This window comes from Gordonia otitidis, from assembly GCF_020735545.1.
Lineage (GTDB): Bacteria > Actinomycetota > Actinomycetes > Mycobacteriales > Mycobacteriaceae > Gordonia > Gordonia otitidis.
Map to the genome: position 1 here is coordinate 4,041,842 of NZ_CP085974.1, position 24,610 is coordinate 4,066,451.

A 24,610-nucleotide genomic window follows, 5' to 3' on the forward strand; every position below is an offset into this window, starting at 1 on the left:
GAGGTCCTCGACGCCGACAGAGCCGCCGTCAGACGAGCGCCGACAACCCGGCCGCGACCCGTCGACGGCGAGCCGTGAGAAACTGGATTCGACGACCACACCCGCATCGCACCCCGAGCATCGGTGCGTACCTGTAGGAGCAGTTCGATTCCCACCTTCGCCGACACCACGTTCACCGATCCCGCACGGATTCGGAACTTCTGCATCATCGCGCACATCGACCACGGCAAATCGACGCTGGCCGACCGGATGTTGCAGCTCACGGGCGTGGTCGAGGAGCGACAGATGCGCGCTCAGTACCTCGACCGCATGGACATCGAGCGTGAGCGCGGGATCACCATCAAGGCGCAGAACGTGCGGCTGCCCTGGAAGTCGGACGGCCCCGACGGACCGCAGACCGACTACGTGCTGCACCTCATCGACACCCCCGGCCACGTCGACTTCACCTACGAGGTATCGCGCGCACTCGAAGCCTGCGAGGGTGCTGTTCTGCTGGTCGACGCCGCGCAGGGCATCGAGGCTCAAACCCTCGCCAATCTGTACCTGGCGATGGACAAAGACCTCACCATCATCCCGGTGCTGAACAAGATCGACCTTCCTGCTGCCGACCCTGACCGCTACGCGAACGAGATCGCACACATCATCGGCTGCGAACCCGACGACGTGCTCCGTGTGTCGGGCAAGACGGGTGCAGGAGTCCCCGAACTGCTCGACGAGGTCATCAAGCAGGTGCCCGCACCTCAGGGCGACCCCGACGCCCCGGCGCGTGCGATGATCTTCGATTCCGTCTACGACACCTACCGAGGCGTCGTCACCTACGTCCGCGTCGTCGACGGCAAGATCGTCCCGCGCGAGAAGATCGCCATGATGTCGACCGGGGCGACCCACGAGTTGCTCGAGGTAGGCATCGTGTCCCCGGAACCGAAGCCGACCAAGGGGCTCGGCGTCGGCGAGGTCGGCTACCTCATCACCGGCGTGAAGGACGTCCGGCAGTCGAAGGTCGGCGACACCGTGACCACTGCGCGCAACGGCGCCACGGAACCGTTGACCGGCTACCGCGAACCGCGCCCGATGGTCTATTCGGGCCTCTACCCGGTCGACGGCTCCGACTATCCGGTGCTGCGTGACGCACTCGACAAGCTTCAACTCAACGACGCCGCGCTCACCTACGAACCGGAGACCTCGGTCGCCCTCGGATTCGGCTTTCGCTGCGGTTTCCTCGGTCTACTGCACATGGAGATCACGAGGGAGCGTCTCGAGCGCGAGTTCGATCTGAACCTGATCTCCACGGCGCCCAACGTCGTCTACCGCGTCGTCATGGAGGACGGTAGCGAGCAGATCGTCACCAACCCGTCCGACTGGCCCGAGGGCAAGGCACGCCACATCTACGAGCCGATCGTGAAGACGACGATCATCGCGCCCAGTGAGTTCATCGGGGCGATCATGGAGTTGTGTCAGTCCCGTCGCGGCGAGCTCGGCGGGATGGACTACCTCTCCGAGACGCGCGTGGAGATGCGCTACACCATGCCGATGGCCGAGATCATCTTCGACTTCTTCGATTCGTTGAAGTCGCGCACCCGCGGATACGCGAGCCTCGATTACGAGGAGGCCGGCGAGCAGGAAGCCGATCTCGTCAAGGTCGACATCCTGTTGCAGGGCGAGGCGGTCGACGCGTTCAGCGCGATCGTGCACCGCGACGCGGCATTCACCTACGGCAACAAGATGGCCACCAAGCTCAAGGAGCTCATCCCGCGTCAGCAGTTCGAGGTGCCGATCCAGGCTGCCATCGGATCGAAGATCATTGCGCGCGAGAACATCCGGGCGATCCGTAAGGACGTCCTCGCGAAGTGCTACGGAGGCGACATCAGTCGTAAGCGCAAGCTCCTCGAGAAGCAGAAGGAAGGCAAGAAGCGGATGAAGACCATCGGCCGTGTCGACGTTCCGCAAGAGGCATTCGTCGCCGCCCTCTCCACCGATTCGGCGGGCGACAAACCGAAGGGTAAGTGAGGTCATGGGTACAAGCGACGTGAATCCCGTTCTCGCACACAGCGATCTGCCACACGGTTTACCGGACTTCGCGTCGATCTCCGACGACGACTTTCTGCCCGCTTTTCGCGAGGCCATGAGTTCGCAGCGCGCCGAAGTCGAGAAGATCGCCGACGATCCGGACGCGCCGACATTCGCCAACACCATCGAGGCGTTGGAACTGTCCGGACGCGACCTGGCCCGCGCATCCGGCATCTTCTTCAACCTGGTCGGCCCCGACACCAACCCGAAGCGCAACGAGATTTCCCAGGAACTCTCGACGCTGCTCACCGACCACGCAAACGCGATCGCGATGAATCCCCGTCTCTTCGCGCGTATTTCGACGCTGCACGCTCACGCCGACGACCTCGACCTCACCGAGCCGCAGCGCCGTCTGCTCGATTCGCGGTACCGCGAGGCGATCCGGGCGGGCGCCGGCCTCGACGACGCAGGTCAGGAGGAGATGCGCACCATCTCGTCGCGGCTGGCGTATCTGACGACCACCTTCTCGCAGATGGTCCTCGACGACACCAACGACTCGGCGGTGCTGGTTTCCGACGAGGCCGACGTGCAGGGCATGTCACGAGGCGCGATCGCGTCCGCCCGACGCGCAGCAGCCGACGCAGGCCACGATTCCGGATACCTTGTGAGCCTTGAACTCCCGACGAGCCAGTCCGTGGTGAGTGAACTCGACGACGCCGCGACACGCCGTCGAGTATTCGATGCCTCGGTCAGCCGCTGCTCGCGCGGCAACGAGTTCGACACGCGCGAGACCGTCCTCGAGATCGTCAGGCTGCGCGCGCGGCGAGCCGAGCTGCTGGGGTACCGCGATCACGCCGAGTACGTCATCGCCGAGCAGACAGCCCCCGATCCGGCGGCTGTCGACGACTTGCTCGGTGAGTTGATCACAGCCGCCACGCGAGCAGGCAGCGCCGAACTGGCCTCCCTGACCGAATTCGCGCACGCGGACGATCCCGACGCCGAGATCACCGCTTCTGATTACACCTATTGGCTTGCCCGGCAACGCAAATCGTCGTCGGAGATCGATCTCGACGGTTTCGCCGACTACTGCGAACTCGACACCGTGATCTCCGATGGCGTGTTCTACGCAGCGGGGCAGTTGTACGGCTTGACCTTTCGCGAGCGGCCCGACCTCCACGCCTACCATCCCGACGTTCGGATCTGGGAGGTGTTCGACGAGCAGGGAACCAGCATCGGCTTGTTCCTCGGCGACTACTTCGCGCGGCCCTCCAAGCGCGGTGGGGCGTGGATGAACAACATCGTCGATCAATCCACCGTGCTCTCGGCGCAACCGATCATCGTGAACGTGCTCAATGTGCCCAAGCCAGACGAGGGCTCGCCCGCGCTGCTCAGCATCGACCAGCTCACGACGTTGTTCCACGAATTCGGTCACGCGCTACACGGTTTGCTATCGACGGTCGACTATCCGTCGCAATCGGGTACCTCGGTACCGCGCGATTTCGTCGAATTCCCGTCGCAGGTCAACGAGATGTGGGCGTTGCACCCCGATGTCCTCGCCCATTACGCGAGGCATCACGAGACCGGCGCCCCTATTCCGTCGGAACTCGCCGACGCGGCCCGCGCCAACGCCGGCGCCGACACGGCACACGGCACCATCGAGTACCTCGCAGCCTCGGTGCTCGACCTCGCCTGGCATCGGCTGTCCAGCGCACAGGCCAACGACATCGACGACGTCGAGGCATTCGAGGCCGACGCGTTGCGCGAAGCCGGCATCGGCACGGAGCTCATTCCTCCGCGATATCGCACGGCGTACTTCAACCACATCTTCGGGGGCGGCTACTCGGCCGGCTACTACTCCTACATCTGGTCGGAGGTTCTCGATGCCGAGACCGAGCAGTGGTTCCTCGCCGAGGGCGGGCTACGCCGAGAGAACGGGAAGAGGTTCGCGGACTCGACGTTGTCGCGCGGCGACAGTGTCGATCCGCTTGCCGCGCACGAGAAGTTGATCGGACGCAAGCCGGAGGTCGAACCGCTGATGCGTCGGCGCGGGCTGGTTGCTGCGAGCTGAGCCCGACTGCACAGCGCGGTTGGTGCGATGGAGCGTCGACTTCGTGGTGAGATGAGGTAATGGCAACCGCATCGTCGGGGAGTCGGCCCGACCTCACTCGCTACGCATTGCTCAGTATCGCCACGGCGATCGTGGTGATCGTGATGAAGCTGATTGCCTGGCGCGTCAGCGGCTCGGTGGGCCTGCTGTCGGACGCACTGGAGTCGTTGGTCAATCTCGTGGCGGCTGTCGCAGCCTTCGTCGCATTGCGAGTCGTCGCCAAACCCGCGGACGCCGAACACAATTTCGGCCACGCGAAGGCAGAGTACTTCTCGGCGGTGTTCGAGGGAGTACTGATCGTCGCCGCCGCGATCGCGATCATCGTCGCCGCCGTCGATCGCCTCCTGCATCCCGCCGAGTTGGAATCGGTCGGACTCGGTCTCGCGATCTCGGTCGCCGCAACCGTTCTCAACGGAGTCGTCGCCGTCGTCCTGCTTCGTGCCGGTAAGCGTCATCGGTCGATGACACTCGAGGCCGACGGCAAGCATCTGCTCACCGACGTCTGGACCACGATCGGAGTGATCGTGGGTGTGTTCCTGGTCGCGGTCACGGGATGGCTGCCGCTGGACTCGATCGTGGCGATCCTCGTCGCCGTCAACATCCTCGTCGTCGGTGGTCGCCTCATCTGGCGTTCGGGTGACGGCCTACTCGACGCCGCCCTACCCGCCGACGATCTCGCCACGGTCAATCAGGTGCTCGATCGATTCCGCTCGGACGAGGTGCTTTTCCACGATCTGCGCACGCGGGAAGCAGGCCACGAGCGGTTCGTGCAGATGCACATGCTCGTTCCGGGCGCGTGGTCGGTCGAGCGCGGCCACGACCTGGCAGAGCGCGTCGAGGACGAGTTACACGCCGAACTCGATCATCTGCGTGTCAGCATTCACATGGAGCCGATCGGCGATCCGCGCGCGTACGAGTCGTGGCGGCTGGACTGAGAGATGGGCGCCGACGGTCGGCTGGTCGTCGCGGTGAGCTGACGGGAGCGGCCGGTAGCCGAGTAAACGTTTTCGATACCATGGAGAGGCCGCTGGTTCGCGGCATTCGAGCTCATCACGGTGTTCGAACCCCGGTGATCGTCGACTCGGCACGGAATTCGAATCACACTGAACAAAACTCGGCAGAGTCCGGGCCGGAACGAGGTGACAGGCATGGACAGCTTCCTCGCATGGTGGGATTCCGTCGAGGAGTGGCTGACAGGACTGTCGTTCGTCCCGCAGCTTCTGGTCACTCTCGTGGTGGTGATCCCTGTCGCCATCGGTATCGCGCTGGTCCTGAATGTGCTGGTGGAAGCCGTGATGACCGTATTCGATCGTCGACGGTTCGCCGACGACGACGGAAAGGGGCTGTGACCGCGGTGATCAAGTCACGGGTGACCTGGGCGCTGATCGCGCTCGTCGTTCTCGTCGTCCTGGCCTGGCTGCTCACACGCTGAGTCGTCAACCACCACCGATGAGCCGCCGTTCTCGTCTTTGGGGCATGCGCTCGGCGTTGCTAGCGTGATTCTGCTCCGGCCGCGAAGTCCCGCATGCCGGGAACCGTGGTGGAGGATTCGTGAGTCCAAGTCTGGCCCGCAAGAGGCGTGTCCCGATTGTGGCGTGCCTGCTGGCGCTGACCGTCGCACTGGTCGCCGGTTGTGGTGGCGGCTCGACGGACACGCCCGACGGTGTCGACATCTCGAGCGGCAGTCGTCACCTCGACCTCGTCGCGTACGCGACGCCCAAGCCGGGATTCGACAAGGTCATCCCCGCTTTTCGCGCGACCACCGAGGGCAGCGACATCGGCTTCTCCGCGTCGTATGGCGCATCGGGCGACCAGTCACGCAAGGTCGCACGGCACGTGCCCGCCGACGTGGTCAATTTCTCGGTCGAACCCGACGTGACGCGGCTGGTCAAGGCAGGACTCGTCGACGAGGACTGGAAGAAGGCCGAACCCCACAACAGCATCCCGTTCGGGTCTGTCGTCGCTCTCGTGGTGCGGAAGGGCAATCCGAAGAACATCCACGACTGGGACGACCTCCTCAAGCCCGGCGTTCAGGTGATCACCCCGGACCCCGGGAGTTCGGGGTCGGCGAAATGGAACCTTCTCGCACCCTACGCGGCGAAGAGCGAGGGCGGAGCCAACCCGCAGGCGGGCCTCGACTACGTCAGCGAGCTGGTGCGCGACCACGTCGCCGTGCGTCCCAAGTCCGGACGCGAGGCCACGACGACCTTCCAGCAGGGCCAGGGCGACGTGCTGATCAGCTACGAGAACGAAGCGATCATGCTGCAGCGCAAGAACGCCGGTGCTGCGCAGAGCGCACAGGTCGAGTACCTGATTCCCCCGCAGACGTTCAAGATCGAGAATCCCGTCGCGGTCGTGAACACATCGAAGGATCTGCCCGCTGCCAAGGCGTTCGTCGACTACCTGTTCACGGATGAGGCGCAACGGATCTGGGCCAAGCAGGGGTTCCGCCCCGTCGCGCCGTCGGTGATCGCCGAGACCAAGACACTTTTCCCCGGCGACATAACAAAGCTGTGGACAATCGACGAACTCGGGAAGACTCTGGGTAAAGGCACCGCCGCCGAGAACAAGGGCAAAGACCTGAAGGGGTGGAAGGCCGTGGACAACGCGCTGTTCGGTACCAAGGGTGCCGTCACCAAGATCTACAACGAAGGCGGCAAGCAGTGACGGCCACGGGAGAGGTGGCGAAAGAGACCGCGTCCGCGTCGACCTCGCAGTCGTCGAGTTCGCAGCCGCCCAAGGGATTTCTGGGACGGTCGCGAACATTCGCCGGAGTCAGCCCCGCGGCGATCGGTACGGCATGGCTGTGGCTGAGCATCATCGTGTTGCTGCCGCTGGCTGCGATCACCGTGCAGTCGTTCGACAACGGGTGGAGCGGCTTCTGGGACGCGGTGACCGCCAAGAACGCGCTCGACGCGATCTGGATCACGGTGCTGGTCTCGGTTGTCGCCGCCGTGATCAATGTGGTCTTCGGAACGATCATCGCCTGGGTCCTGGTGCGGGATGACTTCCGCGGCAAGGGCTTTGTCAACGCGATCATCGACCTTCCCTTCGCGCTGCCGACCATCGTCGCCAGCCTGGTGCTGCTCTCGCTGTACGGCCCCAACAGTCCAGTCGACATCCACCTCGCCGCGACCAAGCCTGCGCTGATCATCGCGCTGACGTTCGTCACGCTGCCCTTCGTGGTTCGTCAGGTCCAGCCGGTGCTCATCGAACTCGACACCGACGTCGAGGAAGCTGCCGCGGTACTCGGGGCGAACAACGGCATCATCTTCCGCAAGATCGTGCTCCCCGCGCTGCTCCCGGCGATCCTCACGGGTGCCGGCCTCGCATTCACCAGAGCGATCGGTGAGTTCGGTTCGGTCGTGCTGATCGGCGGGAACATCCCGGGCAAGACCCAGGTCGCCTCTCAGTACATCCAGCAGCAGATCGAGATCGACGAGCCGGTCAACGCCGCCGCCATCTCGGTCGTACTCCTGCTGATCGCCTTCGTCGCTCTGCTCGTCTTGCGGATCGTCGGGCGGCGTCAGACCAAGCGTGAGGAGCTCGACCGATGAAACTGTCGGCGAAGACCCGCTACGGGTTGCGCGCCATCGCGCTCATCTATCTGTTCGTGCTGTTGATCGTTCCGGTCGCACTCATCTTCTGGCGCTCCTTCGAGCACGGCCTCGGACAGTTCTGGGAGTGGATCACCACACCCGCGGCCATCTCGGCGCTGCAACTGAGCCTGCTGATCGTCGTCATCGTGGTGCCGCTGAACGTGATCTTCGGCATCATCATCGCGCTCGCACTCGCCCGCGGACGCTTCCCGGGCAAGGGGTTCCTGCAGGCCGTCGTCGATCTCCCATTCGCGGTGTCGCCGGTCGTCGCGGGTGTCGCCCTGATCCTGCTGTGGGGCTACGGTGGCTGGTTCGGAGGAGTGGAGAGTCTCGGCTTCCGCGTGATCTTCGGATTCCCCGGCTTGGTGTTGGCAACGTTGTTCGTGACGCTTCCGTTCGTCGCGCGCGAAGTGGAGCCGGTGCTCCGCGAGATCGGCACCGAACAGGAACAGGCGGCGGCGACCCTGGGCGCGAGCGGGTGGCAGACGTTCTGGCGCATCACTCTGCCCGCCATCCGCTGGGGACTCACCTACGGCATTGTGCTGACTGTCGCTCGTGCACTCGGCGAGTACGGCGCAGTGACGATGGTGTCGTCGAACTATCCGGGCATCTCCCAGACGCTGACACTTCTGGTGCATTCGCGCTACACCGACGACTACAACGAGTACGGCGCCTACGCTGCCGCGACACTCCTGATGCTCGTGGCCGTCTTGGTCCTGGTGGCGATGTCGTTCGTCGACCGACGTGCCCGCAACCGGTATGCCGAGGCGAGCGCCACCACCGGTGACGACACCGCGCCGGACGACATCCATCTGACCCCACCGTATGCGCCCGAGAACATCGATTCGCAGCAGGTGCTTCACGAGAGAGAAAGAGTCTGACATGTCCATCTCGGTGGTAGGTGCCAACAAGCGATATGGCGATTTCGCAGCACTCGACGACGTGTCGATCGAGATCCCGGCCGGATCCCTGACGTCGCTGCTCGGCCCCTCGGGCAGCGGGAAGTCGACGCTGCTGCGTGCGATCGCGGGACTCGACGACCTCGACTCGGGAACGATCGTCATCAACGGCGACGACGTGTCGGGCGCGTCACCCCAGAAGCGCGACATCGGCTTCGTGTTCCAGCACTACGCGGCGTTCAAGCACCTCACCGTGCGGGACAACATCGCATTCGGTCTGAAGATCCGTAAGCGATCGAAGAAGGACATCGATGCCAAGGTCGACGAGTTGCTCGACATCGTCGGACTGACCGTCTTCCAGAAGCGTTTTCCCGCACAGCTTTCCGGTGGTCAGCGCCAGCGCATGGCGCTTGCCCGTGCCCTGGCCGTCGACCCCAAGGTGCTGCTGCTCGACGAGCCCTTCGGTGCACTCGACGCCAAGGTGCGTGAGGATCTCCGAAAGTGGCTGCGCCGCTTGCACGAGGACATGCAGGTGACCACGGTGCTGGTGACACACGACCAGCAGGAGGCGCTCGATGTGAGCGACCGGATCGCCGTGCTGAACAAGGGCAGGATCGAGCAGATCGGCGCACCTGACGATCTCTACGATCGCCCGGTCAATCCCTTCGTGGCATCGTTTCTCGGTTCGACTGTACGGCTCAACGGAGAACTCGTTCGTCCGCACGACATTCGTATCGGACGCAATCCTGAGCTCGCACTACCCGCCGCCGATGCGTCACTCGACACGGGCGTCATCAAGGCGACCGTGCAGCGCGTGGTGAACCTCGGGTTCGAGACGAGGGTGGAACTGATCGCGGTCGCCAGCGGTGACGAGTTCCAGGCACAGATCACTCGCGGCGACGCCAACGCGCTGCACCTGCAGCCCGGGGAGGCGATCTACGCTCGCGCGACAAAGGTGCCCGCGCTGTCCGAGGTGTGAGACGCTCGGCGTCGTCGACTGTCGAATTGCTCGGTGTCGTGACACTTCACGGGTGGATGGACTCAGCTGACCCACTGAGACACGGCTCTCACTATGGGGAGGTTGTGCTATCAGAGCAGGGGTAGCATGACGTGCGGAGATCTCGCGTCCTCAGCGGGATCGGCGCTGTGCAAGGAGAGATTCGTGGTGACGACGTCGGCCCCGACGCGCAAAGATGCGGTGCGTAATCGTCGTCGAATCCTCGCGGCAGCAGGCGAGGTTCTGAGAGACGATTTCCAGAACGCCAGCATCCCGTTGATCGCGGAGCGGGCAGGAGTGGGCACCGCCACCGTCTACCGGTACTTCTCGTCGTTGGAGAGTCTGCTGCGCGAGTACCTGCACGGGGTGATCGTGAAGCTTCGTGACTACAGCCATGATTCGACGAAATCGGGTACCGACCTGTTCGAGGACGTGGTCGGCAAGCTCGGCGAAGTGCTCGAGGTCAACGGTCCCGCGATGGTCCACCTTCGTCGCCCCGTGGGTTTCCTCGAGCGACTGCGCGAAGGTGATCCGGTGATCCAGACGGTCCGGGACGCGTGGGAGCGTCCGGTGCGTGCGGTGTTGCGCAGCAAGGGAATCGGCGACGAGCATTTCGACCACGCGCTGTTCCTCTACAACCAGATCTACGATCCCCGCGAGGTTCTCGATCTCGTCGCCGAAGGCATGACCATGGCGGAGGCGATGCGGTTCCTCACGCAGGTGTACTACGGCGCACTCGACGGAATGGTGGGCGCGCGGCGGTAGTGCTGCCGCGGTCCGTGGCCGTCAGAACTGCGTGATTGCCGGCGCGAGCGGTGGGTGGGCGACGGCGCTGCGATAGGAGTCGGCGACCGCATCGACGAGTGCGGGGTGCGTGCCGATCGGCCCCGCGACCACGGCATCCGACACCAACCGGTCGAGGGCGGCTTCGACTCGTTCCGTCAGCAGGCCCGCGGACAGGAAGTACGGACTCAGGGCGATTCGTCGCGCGCCCGCGGTGCGGAGTCGTCGAATCGCGTTGCGCAGCATGATGTCGTCGGGGCCGAGCCTGGTCGCGAACACCACCTCGACGGGGCGGTGCAGACGGGTCGAGAGTTCGATGGCTCGGCGTCGGACCACGTGTGCGGCAGCAGGATTGGTCGACCCGACAGCCGTGACGACGATACCGTCGCCAGGTTGCGTGCCTGCCTCGTCGAGACGATCGGCGAGGGCATCGGTCATCCGATACGAGCCGACGACGGGGGTGATCACGACGCTTCCTCGACGATGCTCGTCGACCAGTGCAGGCAGGTCCACGTCGCTGTGATACCCGGGTGCCAGCAGTAGCGGCACCACAACGCAGTCGCCCGCGACGGCGGCGAGTTCGTCTGCCACCGAGGGGGTATCGAGGTCCAGAAAGCTCAGACCGACCGACACACCCGGCAGTCGCCGCGCCACCGTCGACCGAACGCGCCGCGCCGTGTCACCGAACCTCGGATCTCGGCTACCGTGCGCGACGAGTAACAGCGTCGGGGTCACACCAACTCTTTGAGGTGCAGCGTCGACAGCGCGTCGCCCACCAGCCCTGCTGCGAGGGTGTTACCGCCCTGCGGATCGATGAGCAGGAAGCTGCCCGACTCGCGACTGACCTGATAGTCGTCGGCCGGAATCGGCTCTGCGGTCTGCACCGTGATGCGGCCGATCTGGTTGAGTTCCACGGTGTCCGGCGCATCGACGAGCGACAGGTTCTGCTCGTCGAACAGCGTGTCGAGTCCACCGACGATGGCCTGAGTGGTCTTCGTGCCGTGCTTGAGGAGCAAACGTGCACCCGGGCGCAGCGGCTTGTCGGCGAGCCAGCACACCGTCGCGGTGAACTGTTGGATCGGCTCGGGGGCATCGGTGACCGCCGCGATGAGATCGCCGCGCGAGATGTCGACGTCGTCGGCGAGCAGCAGGGTCACGCTGCGGCCCGTGTGAGCGGTGGCCAACTGCCCGTCGGCCGTGTCGATCTGGGTGACGGTGGTCCGGACGCCTGACGGCAGCACGACGACCTCGTCTCCCACCGAGACACGGCCCGCAGCGATCTGCCCGGCGTAGCCGCGGTAGTCGGGGTACTCCGGCGTGCGGGGACGGATGACGTACTGCACCGGGAAACGCAGCCCGACCTCGTCGTGGCGCTCGACTGCATTGGGGACCGTCTCGAGGTGCTCGATGAGTGTCGGACCGTCGTAGAACGGGGTGTTCTCGGAGCGGATGGCGACGTTGTCGCCGTGCAGAGCCGATACCGGGATCGCGGTGACCTGCTCGGGCGACCAGCCGAGCGTGCGGGTCAGCTCGCCGAACTCGGCCGAGATCTCCGCGAAGACCGACGCGGCGTCGTCGACGAGGTCGATCTTGTTGACTGCCAGCACGAGTTGCGGCACACCGAGCAGTGCCATGACCGCTGCGTGACGGCGGGTCTGGGCGACGACACCGTTGCGGGCGTCGACGAGCAGCATCACCAGTTGGGCGGTCGAGGCGCCGGACACGGTGTTTCGCGTGTACTGGACGTGGCCGGGTGTGTCGGCGAGCACGAAAGACCGTGCGGGAGTGGCGAAGTAGCGGTATGCGACGTCGATGGTGATGCCCTGCTCGCGTTCGGCGCGCAGACCGTCGACGAGCAGCGAGAGGTCGGGACCTTCGAGGCCGCGATCGACCGATGCCTTCGTGACGGCGTCGATCTGGTCGGCGAGTACGGACTTCGTGTCGTAGAGCAGACGTCCCACGAGGGTGGACTTGCCGTCGTCGACGCTGCCCGCCGTGGCGATGCGAAGTAGGTCGGGCACGTGTTGGGTGGTCGATGCCATCAGAAATATCCTTCGCGCTTGCGGTCTTCCATGGCTGCTTCGGAGACGCGGTCGTCGCCTCGGGTCGCGCCGCGTTCGGTGAGTCGTGATGCGGCGACCTCTGCGAGGACCGCCTCATTGGTGGCGGCGTCGGAGAGCACCGCGCCGGTCGTCGAACCGTCACCCACGGTGCGGTAGCGCACCGAGAGGCGCTGTACCTCTTCACCCTCGCGGGGGCCACCCCACGAGCCCGACGTCATCCACATCCCATCGCGCTGGAAGACCTCGCGCTCGTGGGCGTAGTAGATCGGGGGGAGGAGTACCTGTTCGCGTGTGATGTAACGCCAGACGTCGAGTTCGGTCCAGTTCGACAGCGGGAAGACGCGGACGTGCTCGCCTGGGGCGTGCCGACCGTTGTAGAGGTTCCACAGCTCAGGACGCTGGCGCTTGGGATCCCACTGTCCGAACGCGTTGCGCAGCGAGAAGATCCGCTCCTTCGCGCGCGAACGCTCCTCGTCGCGGCGACCACCTCCGAAGACCGCGTCGAAGCGGTTCTCGGTGATCGCATCGAGAAGCGGGATGGTCTGCAGCGGGTTGCGCACACCGTCGGGCCGCTCGGTCAGCCGACCGTCGGCAAGGTAATCCTCGACCTTCGCCACGTGCAGACGGAGGTTGTGTCGCTCGACCACCTGGTCGCGGAAGTCGAGCACCTCGGGCAGGTTGTGCCCGGTGTCGACATGCAGCAGCGAGAAGGGAAGCGGCGCAGGCCAGAACGCCTTCAGTGCGACGTGCAGCAGTACCGTCGAATCCTTGCCGCCGGAGAAGAGGATCACGGGCCGTTCGAATTCGCCCGCCACCTCACGGAAGATGTGGATGGCTTCGGACTCGAGAGCGTCGAGCGTGGTGAAGTCATCGGGTTCGGTCACGTCACGTCCTGTGCTGGCTGAGGTGTCGATGATGGTCATGCGTGGAGCCCACATTCTGTCTTGGCGCGACCGGCCCACCGGCCACTGCGCGGATCGGATCCGGGTTCGGGTTTCGCGGTGCACGGTGCGCAGCCGATCGACGGATAGCCCTCGTCGACAAGCGGATTGACCAACACACCGTTGGCGTCGATGTAGTCCTGCATCTGCTCGTCGGACCAGGCCGCGATCGGGTTGATCTTGACCAGGCCGAAACCCTCGTCGAAGGAGATGAGCGGTGCGTTCGCGCGGGTGGGCGCCTCAACACGTCGGATGCCCGTCACCCAGGCGTCGTAGTTGCGCAGACCAGCCTTGAGCGGAACCACCTTGCGCAGTCGGCAGCACTCGCCGGGGTTGCTGGCGAACAGGTTGCGGCCCAATAGTTCATCTTGCTCGGCGACTGTGTGCTCGGGAGTGAGATTGATGAGGTCGACTCCGTACACCTGCTCGACGGCGTCACGGGTGCCGATCGTCTCCGCGAAGTGGTAGCCGGTGTCGAGGAACAAGACCTTCACGGCATCGCCACCGAGTAGTTCACGGTCGACGTTCTTGACCGCGAGATCCACCAGAGCGGCATCCTGCATGTTGGACGCGACGACGAAGTTGTCGCCGAACGTCTGCGCGGTCCAACGCAGCAGATCTTCGGGTGTGGCGTCCTCACCGAGATCCGCCGCGCCGCGCTCGGCGATCGCACGCAGCTCGTCCTCGTCGAAGCGTCGCCCGGTCCGGTTCTGTGTCGTGGTTGTCATCGCAATGCCTCCTCGTCGGCACGCACTGCCCACTGTGCGAACCGCTCACCTTCTTGACGCTGGTCGACGAAGTTGCGGACCACGCGCTCGATGTAGTCGCCGAGCTCGGGTGAGGTCACCTTGTGCTGGCGCAGTTTTCGGCCGAATCCGGCGTCCTGGCCCAAGCTGCCGCCCAGGTGGACCTGGAATCCCTCGGTCTGCCCGCCCTCGCCGTCTTCGACGAGCTGTCCCTTGAATCCGATGTCGGCGATCTGTGAGCGCGCGCAGGAGTTGGGGCACCCGTTGATGTTCACGGTGATCGGGACGTCGAGTGTGGAGTTGATGTCGGCCAGGCGCTCCTCGAGTTCCGGCACCAACACCTGTGACCGCTTACGGGTCTCGGTGAAGGAGAGCTTGCAGAATTCGATGCCGCTGCAGGCCATCAGGTTTCGACGCCAATTCGATGCGCGGGCGACGAGTCCGAGCTTCGCGAGGTCGGCGATCAGCTCCTCGACCTTGTCGTCGGGGACGTCGAGGACGATCAGCTTCTGGTAGGGCGTGAACCGGATGCGGTCGGAGCCCACACGTTCGGCGGCGTCGGCGACCGCAGTGAGTTTGCTGCCGGTGACGCGGCCGGCGATCGCGGCGAAGCCCACGGAATTCAGGCCGTTCTTCAGTTTCTGGACACCCACATGGTCGCGTGGTTGCGTCAGCGGTTCGGGTGCCGGGCCGTCGATGAGTTTGCGACCGAGGTACTCGTCCTCGAGCACCTGGCGGAACTTCTCGATGCCCCAGTCCTTGATGAGGAACTTCAGGCGCGCCTTGGTGCGCAGTCGTCGGTAGCCGTAGTCGCGGAAGATCGACACGACGCCTTCCCAGACGTCGGGGACCTCGTCGAGCGGAATCCAGGCGCCCACGCGTTGGGCGAGCATCGGGTTGGTCGACAACCCACCGCCGACCCAGAGGTCGAGTCCGGGGCCGTGCTCAGGATGATTCACTCCGATGAACGCGATGTCGTTCGTCTCGTGGGAGACGTCCTGCAGCCCCGAGATGGCGGTCTTGAACTTGCGGGGCAGGTTCGAGTACTGCGGGTCGCCGATGTAGCGGCGAACGATCTCGTCGATCGCGGGGGTCGGGTCGAGGACCTCGTCGACGGACTCACCGGCAAGTGGCGATCCGAGGATGATGCGCGGGCAATCGCCGCACGCCTCGGTGGTCTTGAGGCCGACGCCTTCGATGCGCTCCCAGATCGTCGGGACGTCCTCGATACGAATCCAGTGGTACTGGACGTTCTCCCGGTCGGACAGGTCGGCGGTGTCGCGCGCGAACTCGGTGGAGATCTGGCCCAGTGTGCGGAGTTGCTCGACGTTGAGGGCACCGGCGTCGCACCGGATACGCATCATGAAGTGGCTGTCTTCGAGGACGTCGATGTTCTCGTCCCCGGTCCACGTGCCGTCGTAACCCTGCGCGCGCTGGGTATAGAGACCCCACCAGCGCATACGGCCACGTAAATCCTGTTTGTCGATCGAGTCGAAGCCCTGCTTGGAGTAGATGTTCTCGATACGGGCGCGCACGTTGAGCGGGTTGTCGTCCTTCTTGACCTGCTCGTTGGAATTCAGCGGCTCGCGGTAGCCGAGTTTCCACTGTCCCTCGGCGCGGCGCTTGGTCGGCCGAGGCTTGCGTGCCGGTCGATCGCCGCCCGTCGCGCGCGGCGTGCGGGTGGGGCGCTCGTCGGGCGAACTGGCGCCGCTGTTCGAGGTGATGTCCGTCGTAGACGTCATGAAGTCTCCTGTTGCCGGGCACACGTGCACCGGCTTTCGCACGGTCTGGGCTGTGACTGGGCGGCAATGCGCCGCGCTGACGTGGCGGCGTTCCCGCAGCTGGCGGGGAACCCTCGGGGCCGTTCGTCGTCTAGAGACGACAGGTGGCGCTGCAGACGCGCTTCAGATCGACGTGGCGTCGCGCTGCGAGCCACACCCCGGGGAAATTCACGCCATCCATAGTGCCACGCCAGGTGACCGGTCGTCTACTTGCGCTTATTTTGCGTCATGCTGAGGCAAAGTCGGTGTGCGCACCGATCCTGGTGACGGGGGCGTCGCTGCCGGGAGCTGCGATCAGGGACGATGATGCGAGCCACGGCGCGGGGAAGTCCGTGGTCGTCGCCCCGGGACAGGAGTGGAGAGCGTCGACGCGCATCATGGAAGGGTGCATGTGGAGACGATGGTCGAGTCGCGGTCCGCGCCGAATCGCGTGACCGAGCCGATCGTCGACGCCTGCGCACACGCCGACCCCGACACGGGCTTCGGGCTGTATTTACACGTCCCGTTCTGCGCTACGCGGTGCGGCTACTGCGACTTCAACACCTACACGGCGGGTGAACTCGGGTCGTCGTCGTCTCCGGAGTCATGGCAGGCGGCGATTGATCGTGAAATCGATGTTGCCGCAACACTGCTCGGCCCGGCTCGGCGCGTCTCGACGGTCTTCGTCGGCGGCGGCACACCGTCGCTGCTCGGTTCCGACGGACTCGGGCGACTGCTCGCCTCGGTGCGGCGTCGGTTCGATCTGACGGTCGACGCAGAGATCACCACGGAATCCAATCCGGAATCGACGTCCCCGGAGTTCTTCGACGGATTACTCGATGCGGGTTTCACGAGGGTGTCGCTGGGCATGCAGTCGGCTGCCCGGCACGTTCTCGCAACTCTCGATCGGACGCACACTCCCGGTAGGGCTGCTGCCGCGGCGCGTGAGGCCGCTGCGGCGGGATTCGAGCACATCAATCTCGACCTCATCTACGGCACACCGGGCGAGACCGACGATGACCTGCAGTCCAGCATCGACGCCGTGCTCGCCACGCCGGTCGACCACGTGTCGGCCTACGCACTGATCGTCGAGGACGGGACGGCTCTCGCCCGACGCATCCGGCGCGGCGAGCTCCCCGCGCCCGACGACGACGTACTCGCCGATCGCTACGTCATGCTCGACACCCAGCTGCGCGCCGCTGGTCTCGACTGGTATGAGGTGTCGAACTGGGCGCGGTCGCCGGCAGCGGCATGCAGACACAACCTGGGCTACTGGCGCAGCGATGACTGGTGGGGTCTCGGTCCCGGCGCCCACTCGCACGTCAACGGCGTGCGGTGGTGGAACGTCAAGCATCCCGCGCGTTATGCGCAGCAGCTCGCGGAGGGGCACAGTGCGGCGGCCGACTCCGAAGAACTCACCGAGACCGATCGGCACAACGAACTGGTCATGTTGCAGCTGCGGTGCCGCGCAGGGTTGCCGTCGAGACTGCTGACGCCCGCGGAGCTCGACGAAGCGGATCGACAGTGTCAGATGGGGCTCCTGAGGCGATCGGGCGGGAGTCTGGTTCTGACCGAGAGGGGCAGATTGCTCGCGGACGGGGTGATACGCGAGATACTGCTGGCAGGGGAGTGATCGGCCAGCAGGTGAGGGGGGACGATGACGATCGGCGATCGGGTCTTGACCTACCGCCGCCGTGCGCAGCGCGTGTGGTCGGGACCCGACCACTACGAGTGGTTGTCCGGATACCTCGCAACGAGAGGTCGGCAGCGAGCCGCAGCGCGTGTGATCGCCATCGGTGTGCTTTTCCTCGCCGGCATCGAGGTGCTGATGATGTTCAGTCCCGCCGGTCCGACAGGTGCGGTGCAGCGCGGATGCGCACTTGCGGTCGTGGCGGTGTGCGTGGCGATCTCACTGATCTGGATTCGTCCACGATGGCCGACACGGACAGCGTCGACCGTGTTCGTGCTCGTGTCGGCGGCGTGTATCGGGGTGGCCTGTGTCGTCGAGGCCGACCCGATGTCGGCGATCGCGGCGTGTGGTCTCTACGGTGTGCTCGGCGGCTACATCGGCATCTTCCACTCGGTGCGTCTGCTCGCGGTGAACCTCGCCGTCGCCGTCGCGGTGTCGACGATCGTCGCAATCCGCATCGCCGAGCAGATCGACGCCGTCACCGCCGTGGCGAAACTGCTCGCGGTGCTCGGTGGCATCACGGTCATTCCGATTCTGTGCCAGTTGCTGCTCGAGCGGCTGGGACCCGATGCGATCAATTCCGATACCGACGCGCTGACCGGGCTGCTCAATCGACGCGCCCTCCACTCGCGGGCGGCCGACGTGTTCGACGGTTCCACTGGGTCGAGTGGTTCCACCGGGTCGAGTGGTGCTGTGCTCGCGGTATATCTCGTCGATCTCGACGACTTCAAGCGCGTGAACGACACCTACGGCCACGCGGTCGGTGACGCGGTCCTGAGCACGGTCGCCCGAGCGATCCAGGCGAAGTGCGACGACTCCGCACTCGTGGCGAGAATCGGTGGGGAAGAGTTCGTGATCGCCGAGGTGGTTGCCTCGGATGATGCGGCCATGGCCGGAGCCCGACGCCTTTCGATGGCGGTGTCGCAGACGCCGTACGGGATCACGGCCAGTGTCGGCGCAGCAACCGTTGCGCTCGCCCGTGGCGGCGCCGGCACACCGGTGTCGGGGCGACTCGGCGAGCTCATCGCAGTCGCCGATCGGGCGATGTACGAGGCGAAGCGGTCGGGTGGTAATGGTTGTCGCCACCATGCCCTCGACGGCACCCGTTTTCCTCAGCGGTGACGCCACAGCCGGGGGAGCAGCATCGACCGTGACGCGTGCTCGCGGAGGTGGCCGGCCCTACCGCCCGCCGGCAGGTGCCGACACCGCGTCGAGCGCCGACACGAATCCCACGTAGGCCCTGGGGCCGAGGGCGTCGGCCACCGCACGCTCGACGTGTGCCTCGGCTGCGAGTGCCGGCTCGATGGTCCGTGCGCCCCGCGCGCTCAGGTGGACCACGACGCGGCGTCGGTCGCTCGGGTCGGCGCGGCGGTACACCAGTCCGTTCGTGACGAGATGGTCGACGATGCGGGTGGCGGTGGCGGGCGGCACGACCGCCAACTGGGCGAGTTCGCTCATGATGTGACCGCCGCCCGCCGCGAGGACGGCGAGCACCCGCCACTGTTCATGCGTCAACCCGAGCGTCGACAGCGTCTCATCCAGCGATGTCTCGAGATTCCTCGCCGCTCGCAGCAGACGCGCGAGCAGGGGCAGTTCGACGGCGTTGTCGCGCAGCGTCGGTGTCTGCGGTGTAGTCTGACGGCTCATATGCGGGTCCCGTTCGTCGCAGCGATGTGAACGTGGCGGTCGACCGTCGCAGGGTGGACGATCGCGGATGTCGGAGGAGTCGGATGTCGCATCGCGAGTTGCCGGTCCGCATCGCCTATGTTGTCCCCCTGCAGGGCACGGTGGGAATCTTCGGGCCGTCGTGCGAAGCGTGCGGGGACCTTGCAGTCTTCGAATTGTGCAGTGGTGCAGGCATCCTGGGGCGCCCGGTGGAACTCGTCGCGGTCGACGGTGGGCGCGCTCCTGATGTCGTGGCCAGGGAGGTCGCGGCACTGTGGCGCGCGGGCGCGATCGATGCCATCGTCGGGTGGCACATTTCCGCGGTGCGCAAGGAGATCCTTCGCCACGTCGGCGGTGAACTGCCGTATGTGTACGCGGCATTGCATGAGGGTGAGTTTCGCACACCCGGCCTGTTCATGACCGGGGAGGCGCCCGATGCGCAGGTCCTGCCCGCCCTCGACTGGCTGCACCGACAACTCGGTGCGCGGACGTGGTGTGTCGTCGGCAACGACTACGTCTGGCCGAGGCAGATCGCCGCGCAGGCGGAGGCGCATCTCGTCGGCGCCGGGATGTCGTATCGCGGCTCCGTTTTCGCGCCGTTGGGCACATCGGAGTTCACCAGGACTCTGGACTGGCTGGAGGCACGCGGACCCGATGCGGTACTCGTGCTCCTCGTCGGCGACGACGCGGTCCGGTTCGGTAGAGCGTTCGCGCGCAGAGGTCTCGACGAGATCATGGTGCGGTTCAGTCCGATTCTCGAGGAGAACCAGGTCCTCGGCATGGGACCGAACGCGACGGCCAACATGTTCTCTGCCGCAGGCTATTTCGACACTCTCACGACAGCGGCGACGATGGATTTCGCTGGCCGGTACCACCGTCTGCACGGAGTTGACGCGCCGTCGCTCAACAGCATCGGCCAGTCGTGTTACGAGGCCATCAACGTCCTCGCCGAACTGGCCGGACGCGCGGGTTCGCTCGCCGTTCCCGCGCTGGAGGCGGTCGCACACGGGCTGAGGATCGAGGGCGCGCGCGGTGTTCTTCGGCTCGGCTCCGGAGACACGGACCAGGACGTGTACCTGGCCGCGGCGCGACACCTCGATCTCGACGTGCTCGAGCGGATTCACGTCGCCTGACCGTTCGTCGCCTGACCGTTCGTCGTCAGGCCGTTCCCGCCCGCGCTGGTGTGCAGTACGAGTGGCCCTGCCCCGGGATCGTGACGCACGATGATGTCGGCGATCGACGAATGCAGCTCGAGTCGGATGACCCGCTTGAGGTTGCGAGCGCCGTAGACCCGATCGAAGCCCGCGGTGATCAGGTGTGCTCGCACGGAATCGTCGTACTCCCACCGTATTCCGCGGGCGTGCAGGTTCTCGGTCAGCCTGGCCAGTTCGAGGTCGACGATGAGTCCGGCGTTGCGTTCGTCGAGCGGCGCGAATCGGACCACCTCGTCGAATCTGTTGTAGAGCTCGGGGTCGAAGAACTCTTCTACCGCCCGGTCGACGATGTCATCGTCGGATTCGGCTGTCGGCGATCCGCCGAGGCGTCGCGGTAGGAGCCGGCGTAACGGCGCCCTCGTGCGCACACGACTGTTCGCGGCGAGCTCGGCAGAGCCGAGGTTCGAGGTGAGCAACACGATCGCGTTGCGGAAATCGATCATCGACGTGCCCGCGGTGAGGCGCAGTGTGCCGCTGTCGAGGATCTGCAGCAGCGAACGCAGGACGGTCGTGTGAGCCTTCTCGACCTCGTCGAACAACACGATGCCCGGACGAGAAAGATTGCCCTCCACCAGTTCTCGGTCGAATAAGGTGAACTGCTCCTTTGCGCCCGCATACCCCGGCGGAGCGCCGGACAGCGATGCCGCGTAGTGCTCCTGGGCCAGTGTGTTCATGTCGATTCGACACAGCTTGTCCGGGTCTCCCGCGATTTCCGCGGCGAGCCGTCGGGCGAGTTCTGTCTTACCGACACCGGTCGGTCCGACGAACAGCAGCGAGGCAATCGGGCGGTGCGGGTCGCGAATCCCCGCGGCGGCGATCGTCAGTCCGCGGACCACCGAGTCGATCGCGTGGTCCTGTCCGATGATCGATCCGCGCAGAGCAGCGGACAGTTGCTCCGGCGAACTGGCGCGTCCCATCCGGAACGAGCGTGCACGACCGGCGGTCAGGTGACCGGAGTTGAGGTCGTCGACCTTCTGAGACAGGTATCCCGACACTGTGCGTCCCTTCCGCGTCCCTTCCATGGCTCCGGCTGTAGAGCTGGCTGTAGATACCGACACCGTCGTCATCGTCGACCTCGCCGTGTGCCCTGCTTCCGAATGAAAGCAGGAATATCGACGTCGCGCTCGGTTGCCGAGCCGGTCTCGTGCAACCGAGGCGCGAGAGCGTCTGCCAAGTAATGATATTCGTACATTCGCGCAATCGCACCGTAACGCAGTCGGATCTAGCCTCGACGTGATAGTACTTCCATTCGGAACAATACCGACGACGGCCGTGGGGCCAGAGGAGACAGCATGCGACACGGAGACATCTCATCGAGTCCGGACACGGTCGGCGTCGCGGTGGTGAACTACAAGATGCCGCGCCTGCACACCAAAGCCGAGGTGCTCGAGAACGCACAGAAGATCGCCGACATGGTGGTCGGCATGAAGACGGGCCTGCCCGGCATGGACCTCGTCGTGTTTCCGGAGTATTCGACGATGGGGATCATGTACGACAACGACGAGATGTTCGAGACGGCCGCGACGATCCCCGGCGACGAGACCGACATCTTTGCCAAGGCCTGCCGCGATGCGCGCACCTGGGGCGTCTTCTCGATCACCGGCGAGCGCCACGAAGACCATCCGAACAAGCCGCCGTACAACACCCTCGTCCTGATCAACGACGACGGCGAGATAGTCCAGAAGTACCGCAAGATCCTGCCGTGGACGCCGATCGAGGGCTGGTACCCCGGCGGCCAGACCTATGTCACCGACGGACCGAAGGGTATGAAGATCTCGCTGATCATCTGCGACGACGGCAACTACCCCGAGATCTGGCGCGACTGCGCGATGAAGGGCGCCGAGCTGATCGTGCGGCCGCAGGGCTACATGTATCCCGCCAAGGACCAGCAGGTACTCATGGCGAAGGCGATGGCATGGGCCAACAACTGTTACGTCGCGGTGGCGAACGCCACCGGATGGGACGGCGTCTACACCTACTTCGGGCACAGCTCGATCATCGGATTCGACGGCAGGACTCTCGGTGAGTGTGGCGAGGAGGACTACGGCATCCAGTATGCGCAGCTGTCGTTGTCGACGATCCGCGATGCACGTAAGTACGACCAGTCGCAGAACCACCTGTTCAAGCTGCTCCACCGTGGTTACACCGGCGTGCTCGCAGGTGGCGACGGAGACAAGGGAGTGGCCGACTGTCCGTTCGACTTCTACAAGAACTGGGTGAACGACGCCGAGGCCACGCAAGCGGCCGTCGAGGCGATCACCCGGGACACCGTAGGTGTGGCCGAATGCCCTGTCTACGATCTGCCGACCGAGAAGACCATGGAAGTGTGATGCCCGGCTGAGGGTATCGGCCTATCCTCCCCACCCCCGCGGGTTCGGCGGTGCCGACCAGCCGGTGCTGCGACCGCTGCGGCGGTGGGCACCACCCTGCGCGGATGAATTGCGCGCAGGGTGGTCGACCGGTCGGATCGGGCGGTTCGTCGTGGTCGGGATCTCCGCGGTGTCGTCGAGTTGCTCTTCAAGGGGCGGCGCGTCGGCGGAGAGATCGTAGGAGTCGAGATCGAGCAGACGCGCATGGATGATGTGCCGATTCCGGAGCGCCGAGCGCACCGCACGATGGAGCCCGTCCTCGAGGTAGAGCTCGCCCTGCCACCGCACGACGTGGGAGAAGAGGTCGCCGTAGAACGTCGAATCCTCGCTGAGGAGCTTGTCCAGTGCGAGCACCGTGGTGACCGTGACCAGTTCGTCCAGGCGTAGCTGGCGAGGGGGAATCTTCGCCCAACCACGCACGGACAAGCCATGGTCTGGGTAGGGCTTCCCCTCGCGTACACCCTTGAAGATCATCCCGACGCTCTCTCTGTCATTCCCTCGGGCCGCTGCCTCTACGACGACGGTGCGCGCCGCGATCCACCGGATCGATGTCCGTCGTCACCTAGGATGGATACGACCAACTGTATTGGCCAGACGATAGTGCCCTCAGACGTTGGCGGCTCGGGACGGTTCACCCAGCCCGGGGCCGTCATCGGAACCGAGTGTATTTGCCCGACCGTAGTGCAGAGTAGGCCCCGAGGAGGTGCGGCGAAGGTGTCGGCGACCGACGATCGACGATTCGAGGTGCTGCGAGCCATCGTGACCGATTACGTGGACACGCAGGAGCCGATCGGTTCGAAGGCACTGGTGGAACGTCATCACCTCGGGGTATCGAGCGCTACGGTGCGCAACGACATGGCGGTACTCGAGGCCGAGGGATACATTGCGCAGCCACACACCAGTTCTGGTCGGGTTCCGACGGACAAGGGCTACCGCATGTTCGTCGACCGGATCAGCGAGATCAAGCCACTCTCGGCGGCGGAACGTCGCGCGATCCTGTCGGTGCTCGACCGCGGCGTCGATCTCGACGACGTTCTGCGCCGTTCGGTCCGCCTGCTGGCGCAACTCACCCGGCAGGTGGCGGTCATCCAGTATCCGGTGCTCTCCACGGCGACCGTGCGCCACCTGGAGGTGGTCACGCTGTCGCCGTCGCGTCTGTTGCTCGTGGTCATCACCGACACTGGCCGCGTCGAGCAGCGCATGGTCGCTCTCGGTGACGATCGGTCGGAGGACGACATCGCCCGGCTCCGCGACATGTTCTCGGCGGCGCTGCACGGCAAGCGACTCGAGGAGGCCTCGGCGGCCGTCGCCGAGTTGGCCAACGAAGCGCCCGACGACATCAGGGACGAGGTCATCAGGGTGGCCACCGTGCTCGTGGAGACCCTCGTCGAGCGTGGAGTCGACCGGCTGGTGCTCGGCGGAACGTCGAATCTCGCGCGGTCGGCTGCCGACTTCGCCGTGCTCAACGGTGGGATGGACACGGTACTCGAAGCGCTCGAAGAGCAGGTCGTGGTGCTCAAACTGCTCGCGACCACCCAGCGTATGGGCAGGGTCACAGTGCAGATCGGCGAGGAGACACAGGCGGAGAACCTGCGTGGAACATCGGTCGTGTCCACAGGGTACGGTGCTTCGGGAACGATTTTCGGCAGTGTCGGCGTTGTCGGCCCGACCCGCATGGACTATCCGGGAACAATCGCCTCGGTCGCAGCCGTTGCGAAGTACGTGGGAGAGGTCCTCTCCGAGCGCTGAGCTGCGCCGAATCGCCTGCAG

At 65.2% G+C, this 24,610-nt stretch carries 22 protein-coding genes; 14 read left to right on the forward strand and 8 right to left on the reverse strand.

All coding sequences use genetic code 11. The features are described from left to right. Window positions 1–123: 123 nt before the first annotated feature. The 9 genes from lepA (at window position 124) to LK459_RS18560 (ending at window position 10,374) form a co-directional block, all read left to right on the forward strand. The gene (gene lepA / locus LK459_RS18520; RefSeq protein ID WP_007240012.1) at window positions 124–2,007 is read left to right on the forward strand and encodes a translation elongation factor 4; all 1,884 of its coding nucleotides are present in this window, start codon (window positions 124–126) and stop codon (window positions 2,005–2,007) included. A gap of 4 nt (window positions 2,008–2,011) precedes the next feature. Then, on the forward strand, window positions 2,012–4,075 hold the full coding sequence (locus LK459_RS18525; RefSeq protein ID WP_227919974.1) for a M3 family metallopeptidase: 2,064 nt from the start codon (window positions 2,012–2,014) through the stop codon (window positions 4,073–4,075). A 59-nt stretch (window positions 4,076–4,134) separates the two neighbouring features. Continuing rightward, window positions 4,135–5,049, forward strand: coding sequence for a cation diffusion facilitator family transporter (locus tag LK459_RS18530; RefSeq protein ID WP_227919976.1), 915 nt, complete (start codon window positions 4,135–4,137; stop codon window positions 5,047–5,049). Between the two features lie 213 nt (window positions 5,050–5,262). Beyond that, the gene (locus LK459_RS18535) at window positions 5,263–5,463 is read left to right on the forward strand and encodes a hypothetical protein (protein WP_007240015.1); all 201 of its coding nucleotides are present in this window, start codon (window positions 5,263–5,265) and stop codon (window positions 5,461–5,463) included. 241 nt (window positions 5,464–5,704) lie between these two features. Continuing rightward, complete coding sequence (locus tag LK459_RS18540) at window positions 5,705–6,781, forward strand: sulfate ABC transporter substrate-binding protein (protein WP_407648816.1); 1,077 nt, start codon at window positions 5,705–5,707, stop codon at window positions 6,779–6,781. Window positions 6,782–6,795: 14 nt separating this feature from the next. Beyond that, the gene (gene cysT, locus LK459_RS18545) at window positions 6,796–7,671 is read left to right on the forward strand and encodes a sulfate ABC transporter permease subunit CysT (RefSeq protein WP_227923850.1); all 876 of its coding nucleotides are present in this window, start codon (window positions 6,796–6,798) and stop codon (window positions 7,669–7,671) included. Then, the gene (gene cysW / locus LK459_RS18550; RefSeq protein WP_227919978.1) at window positions 7,668–8,594 is read left to right on the forward strand and encodes a sulfate ABC transporter permease subunit CysW; all 927 of its coding nucleotides are present in this window, start codon (window positions 7,668–7,670) and stop codon (window positions 8,592–8,594) included. Before cysT ends, cysW begins: the two co-directional genes overlap by 4 nt. Window position 8,595: 1 nt before the next feature. Beyond that, window positions 8,596–9,591: a sulfate/molybdate ABC transporter ATP-binding protein gene (locus tag LK459_RS18555; protein WP_007238938.1), complete on the forward strand. Its 996-nt coding sequence runs from the start codon at window positions 8,596–8,598 to the stop codon at window positions 9,589–9,591. A 126-nt stretch (window positions 9,592–9,717) separates the two neighbouring features. Beyond that, on the forward strand, window positions 9,718–10,374 hold the full coding sequence (locus LK459_RS18560; protein ID WP_227919980.1) for a TetR/AcrR family transcriptional regulator: 657 nt from the start codon (window positions 9,718–9,720) through the stop codon (window positions 10,372–10,374). A gap of 21 nt (window positions 10,375–10,395) precedes the next feature. Here the strand turns inward: LK459_RS18560 and LK459_RS18565 are convergent, their stop codons facing one another. The 5 genes from LK459_RS18565 to LK459_RS18585 are packed head-to-tail and all read right to left on the reverse strand — an operon-like array spanning window position 10,396 to window position 15,884. Continuing rightward, window positions 10,396–11,127: a sirohydrochlorin chelatase gene (locus LK459_RS18565; protein ID WP_227919981.1), complete on the reverse strand. Its 732-nt coding sequence runs from the start codon at window positions 11,125–11,127 to the stop codon at window positions 10,396–10,398. Further along, window positions 11,124–12,434: a sulfate adenylyltransferase subunit 1 gene (locus LK459_RS18570; RefSeq protein ID WP_227919982.1), complete on the reverse strand. Its 1,311-nt coding sequence runs from the start codon at window positions 12,432–12,434 to the stop codon at window positions 11,124–11,126. The genes LK459_RS18565 and LK459_RS18570 overlap by 4 nt, the downstream gene beginning before the upstream one ends. Further along, window positions 12,434–13,378 (reverse strand): sulfate adenylyltransferase subunit CysD, encoded by a 945-nt coding sequence (gene cysD / locus LK459_RS18575; RefSeq protein ID WP_005180517.1) that lies wholly within the window; start codon window positions 13,376–13,378, stop codon window positions 12,434–12,436. Before cysD ends, LK459_RS18570 begins: the two co-directional genes overlap by 1 nt. After that, complete coding sequence (locus LK459_RS18580) at window positions 13,375–14,124, reverse strand: phosphoadenylyl-sulfate reductase (RefSeq protein WP_227919983.1); 750 nt, start codon at window positions 14,122–14,124, stop codon at window positions 13,375–13,377. The genes cysD and LK459_RS18580 overlap by 4 nt, the downstream gene beginning before the upstream one ends. Next, window positions 14,121–15,884: a nitrite/sulfite reductase gene (locus LK459_RS18585; RefSeq protein WP_227919984.1), complete on the reverse strand. Its 1,764-nt coding sequence runs from the start codon at window positions 15,882–15,884 to the stop codon at window positions 14,121–14,123. Before LK459_RS18585 ends, LK459_RS18580 begins: the two co-directional genes overlap by 4 nt. Window positions 15,885–16,323: 439 nt before the next feature. Here LK459_RS18585 and hemW point away from each other — a divergent pair, with 439 nt between their 5' ends. Both hemW and LK459_RS18595 read left to right on the forward strand, forming a co-directional pair. Next, window positions 16,324–17,535 carry a radical SAM family heme chaperone HemW gene (hemW, locus tag LK459_RS18590; protein ID WP_227923852.1) on the forward strand — a complete coding sequence of 404 codons (1,212 nt, stop codon included), beginning with the start codon at window positions 16,324–16,326 and terminating at the stop codon, window positions 17,533–17,535. Window positions 17,536–17,559: 24 nt separating this feature from the next. Next, window positions 17,560–18,714: a GGDEF domain-containing protein gene (locus LK459_RS18595; RefSeq protein ID WP_227919986.1), complete on the forward strand. Its 1,155-nt coding sequence runs from the start codon at window positions 17,560–17,562 to the stop codon at window positions 18,712–18,714. Window positions 18,715–18,771: 57 nt separating this feature from the next. Here LK459_RS18595 and LK459_RS18600 read toward each other — a convergent pair whose 3' ends face one another. Beyond that, the gene (locus LK459_RS18600) at window positions 18,772–19,239 is read right to left on the reverse strand and encodes a MarR family winged helix-turn-helix transcriptional regulator (RefSeq protein ID WP_227919987.1); all 468 of its coding nucleotides are present in this window, start codon (window positions 19,237–19,239) and stop codon (window positions 18,772–18,774) included. An 83-nt stretch (window positions 19,240–19,322) separates the two neighbouring features. Between LK459_RS18600 and LK459_RS18605 the strand changes: the two genes are divergently transcribed. Then, window positions 19,323–20,390, forward strand: a complete 1,068-nt coding sequence (locus tag LK459_RS18605) for a substrate-binding domain-containing protein (protein WP_227919988.1) — start codon at window positions 19,323–19,325, stop codon at window positions 20,388–20,390. On the opposite strand, the gene LK459_RS18610 is transcribed toward LK459_RS18605, so the two are convergent. After that, entirely contained in the window at window positions 20,378–21,466 is a 1,089-nt protein-coding gene (locus LK459_RS18610) for an AAA family ATPase (protein WP_227923853.1), read from the reverse strand. The genes LK459_RS18605 and LK459_RS18610 overlap by 13 nt on opposite strands. Window positions 21,467–21,763: 297 nt before the next feature. Here LK459_RS18610 and LK459_RS18615 point away from each other — a divergent pair, with 297 nt between their 5' ends. Further along, the gene (locus tag LK459_RS18615; RefSeq protein WP_007238949.1) at window positions 21,764–22,801 is read left to right on the forward strand and encodes an aliphatic amidase; all 1,038 of its coding nucleotides are present in this window, start codon (window positions 21,764–21,766) and stop codon (window positions 22,799–22,801) included. A 21-nt stretch (window positions 22,802–22,822) separates the two neighbouring features. On the opposite strand, the gene LK459_RS18620 is transcribed toward LK459_RS18615, so the two are convergent. Beyond that, window positions 22,823–23,314, reverse strand: a complete 492-nt coding sequence (locus LK459_RS18620; RefSeq protein WP_007238950.1) for a type II toxin-antitoxin system VapB family antitoxin — start codon at window positions 23,312–23,314, stop codon at window positions 22,823–22,825. Window positions 23,315–23,554: 240 nt separating this feature from the next. Here LK459_RS18620 and hrcA point away from each other — a divergent pair, with 240 nt between their 5' ends. Next, entirely contained in the window at window positions 23,555–24,589 is a 1,035-nt protein-coding gene (hrcA, locus tag LK459_RS18625; RefSeq protein ID WP_227919990.1) for a heat-inducible transcriptional repressor HrcA, read from the forward strand. The last annotated feature ends 21 nt before the right edge of the window (window positions 24,590–24,610 follow it).

Coding starts and splice junctions, on each gene's coding strand:
- LK459_RS18535 (WP_007240015.1), top strand. CDS start 5,263: ATGGACAGCTTCCTCGCATGGTGGGATTCCGTCGAGGAGTGGCTGACA.
- LK459_RS18580 (WP_227919983.1), bottom strand. CDS start 14,124: ATGACAACCACGACACAGAACCGGACCGGGCGACGCTTCGACGAGGAC.
- cysD (WP_005180517.1), bottom strand. CDS start 13,378: ATGACCATCATCGACACCTCAGCCAGCACAGGACGTGACGTGACCGAA.
- LK459_RS18620 (WP_007238950.1), bottom strand. CDS start 23,314: ATGATCTTCAAGGGTGTACGCGAGGGGAAGCCCTACCCAGACCATGGC.
- LK459_RS18560 (WP_227919980.1), top strand. CDS start 9,718: ATGACGTGCGGAGATCTCGCGTCCTCAGCGGGATCGGCGCTGTGCAAG.
- LK459_RS18585 (WP_227919984.1), bottom strand. CDS start 15,884: ATGACGTCTACGACGGACATCACCTCGAACAGCGGCGCCAGTTCGCCC.
- hemW (WP_227923852.1), top strand. CDS start 16,324: ATGGTCGAGTCGCGGTCCGCGCCGAATCGCGTGACCGAGCCGATCGTC.
- LK459_RS18600 (WP_227919987.1), bottom strand. CDS start 19,239: ATGAGCCGTCAGACTACACCGCAGACACCGACGCTGCGCGACAACGCC.
- LK459_RS18530 (WP_227919976.1), top strand. CDS start 4,135: ATGGCAACCGCATCGTCGGGGAGTCGGCCCGACCTCACTCGCTACGCA.
- LK459_RS18570 (WP_227919982.1), bottom strand. CDS start 12,434: ATGGCATCGACCACCCAACACGTGCCCGACCTACTTCGCATCGCCACG.
- LK459_RS18595 (WP_227919986.1), top strand. CDS start 17,560: ATGACGATCGGCGATCGGGTCTTGACCTACCGCCGCCGTGCGCAGCGC.
- LK459_RS18615 (WP_007238949.1), top strand. CDS start 21,764: ATGCGACACGGAGACATCTCATCGAGTCCGGACACGGTCGGCGTCGCG.
- LK459_RS18525 (WP_227919974.1), top strand. CDS start 2,012: ATGGGTACAAGCGACGTGAATCCCGTTCTCGCACACAGCGATCTGCCA.
- cysW (WP_227919978.1), top strand. CDS start 7,668: ATGAAACTGTCGGCGAAGACCCGCTACGGGTTGCGCGCCATCGCGCTC.
- LK459_RS18555 (WP_007238938.1), top strand. CDS start 8,596: ATGTCCATCTCGGTGGTAGGTGCCAACAAGCGATATGGCGATTTCGCA.
- LK459_RS18605 (WP_227919988.1), top strand. CDS start 19,323: ATGTCGCATCGCGAGTTGCCGGTCCGCATCGCCTATGTTGTCCCCCTG.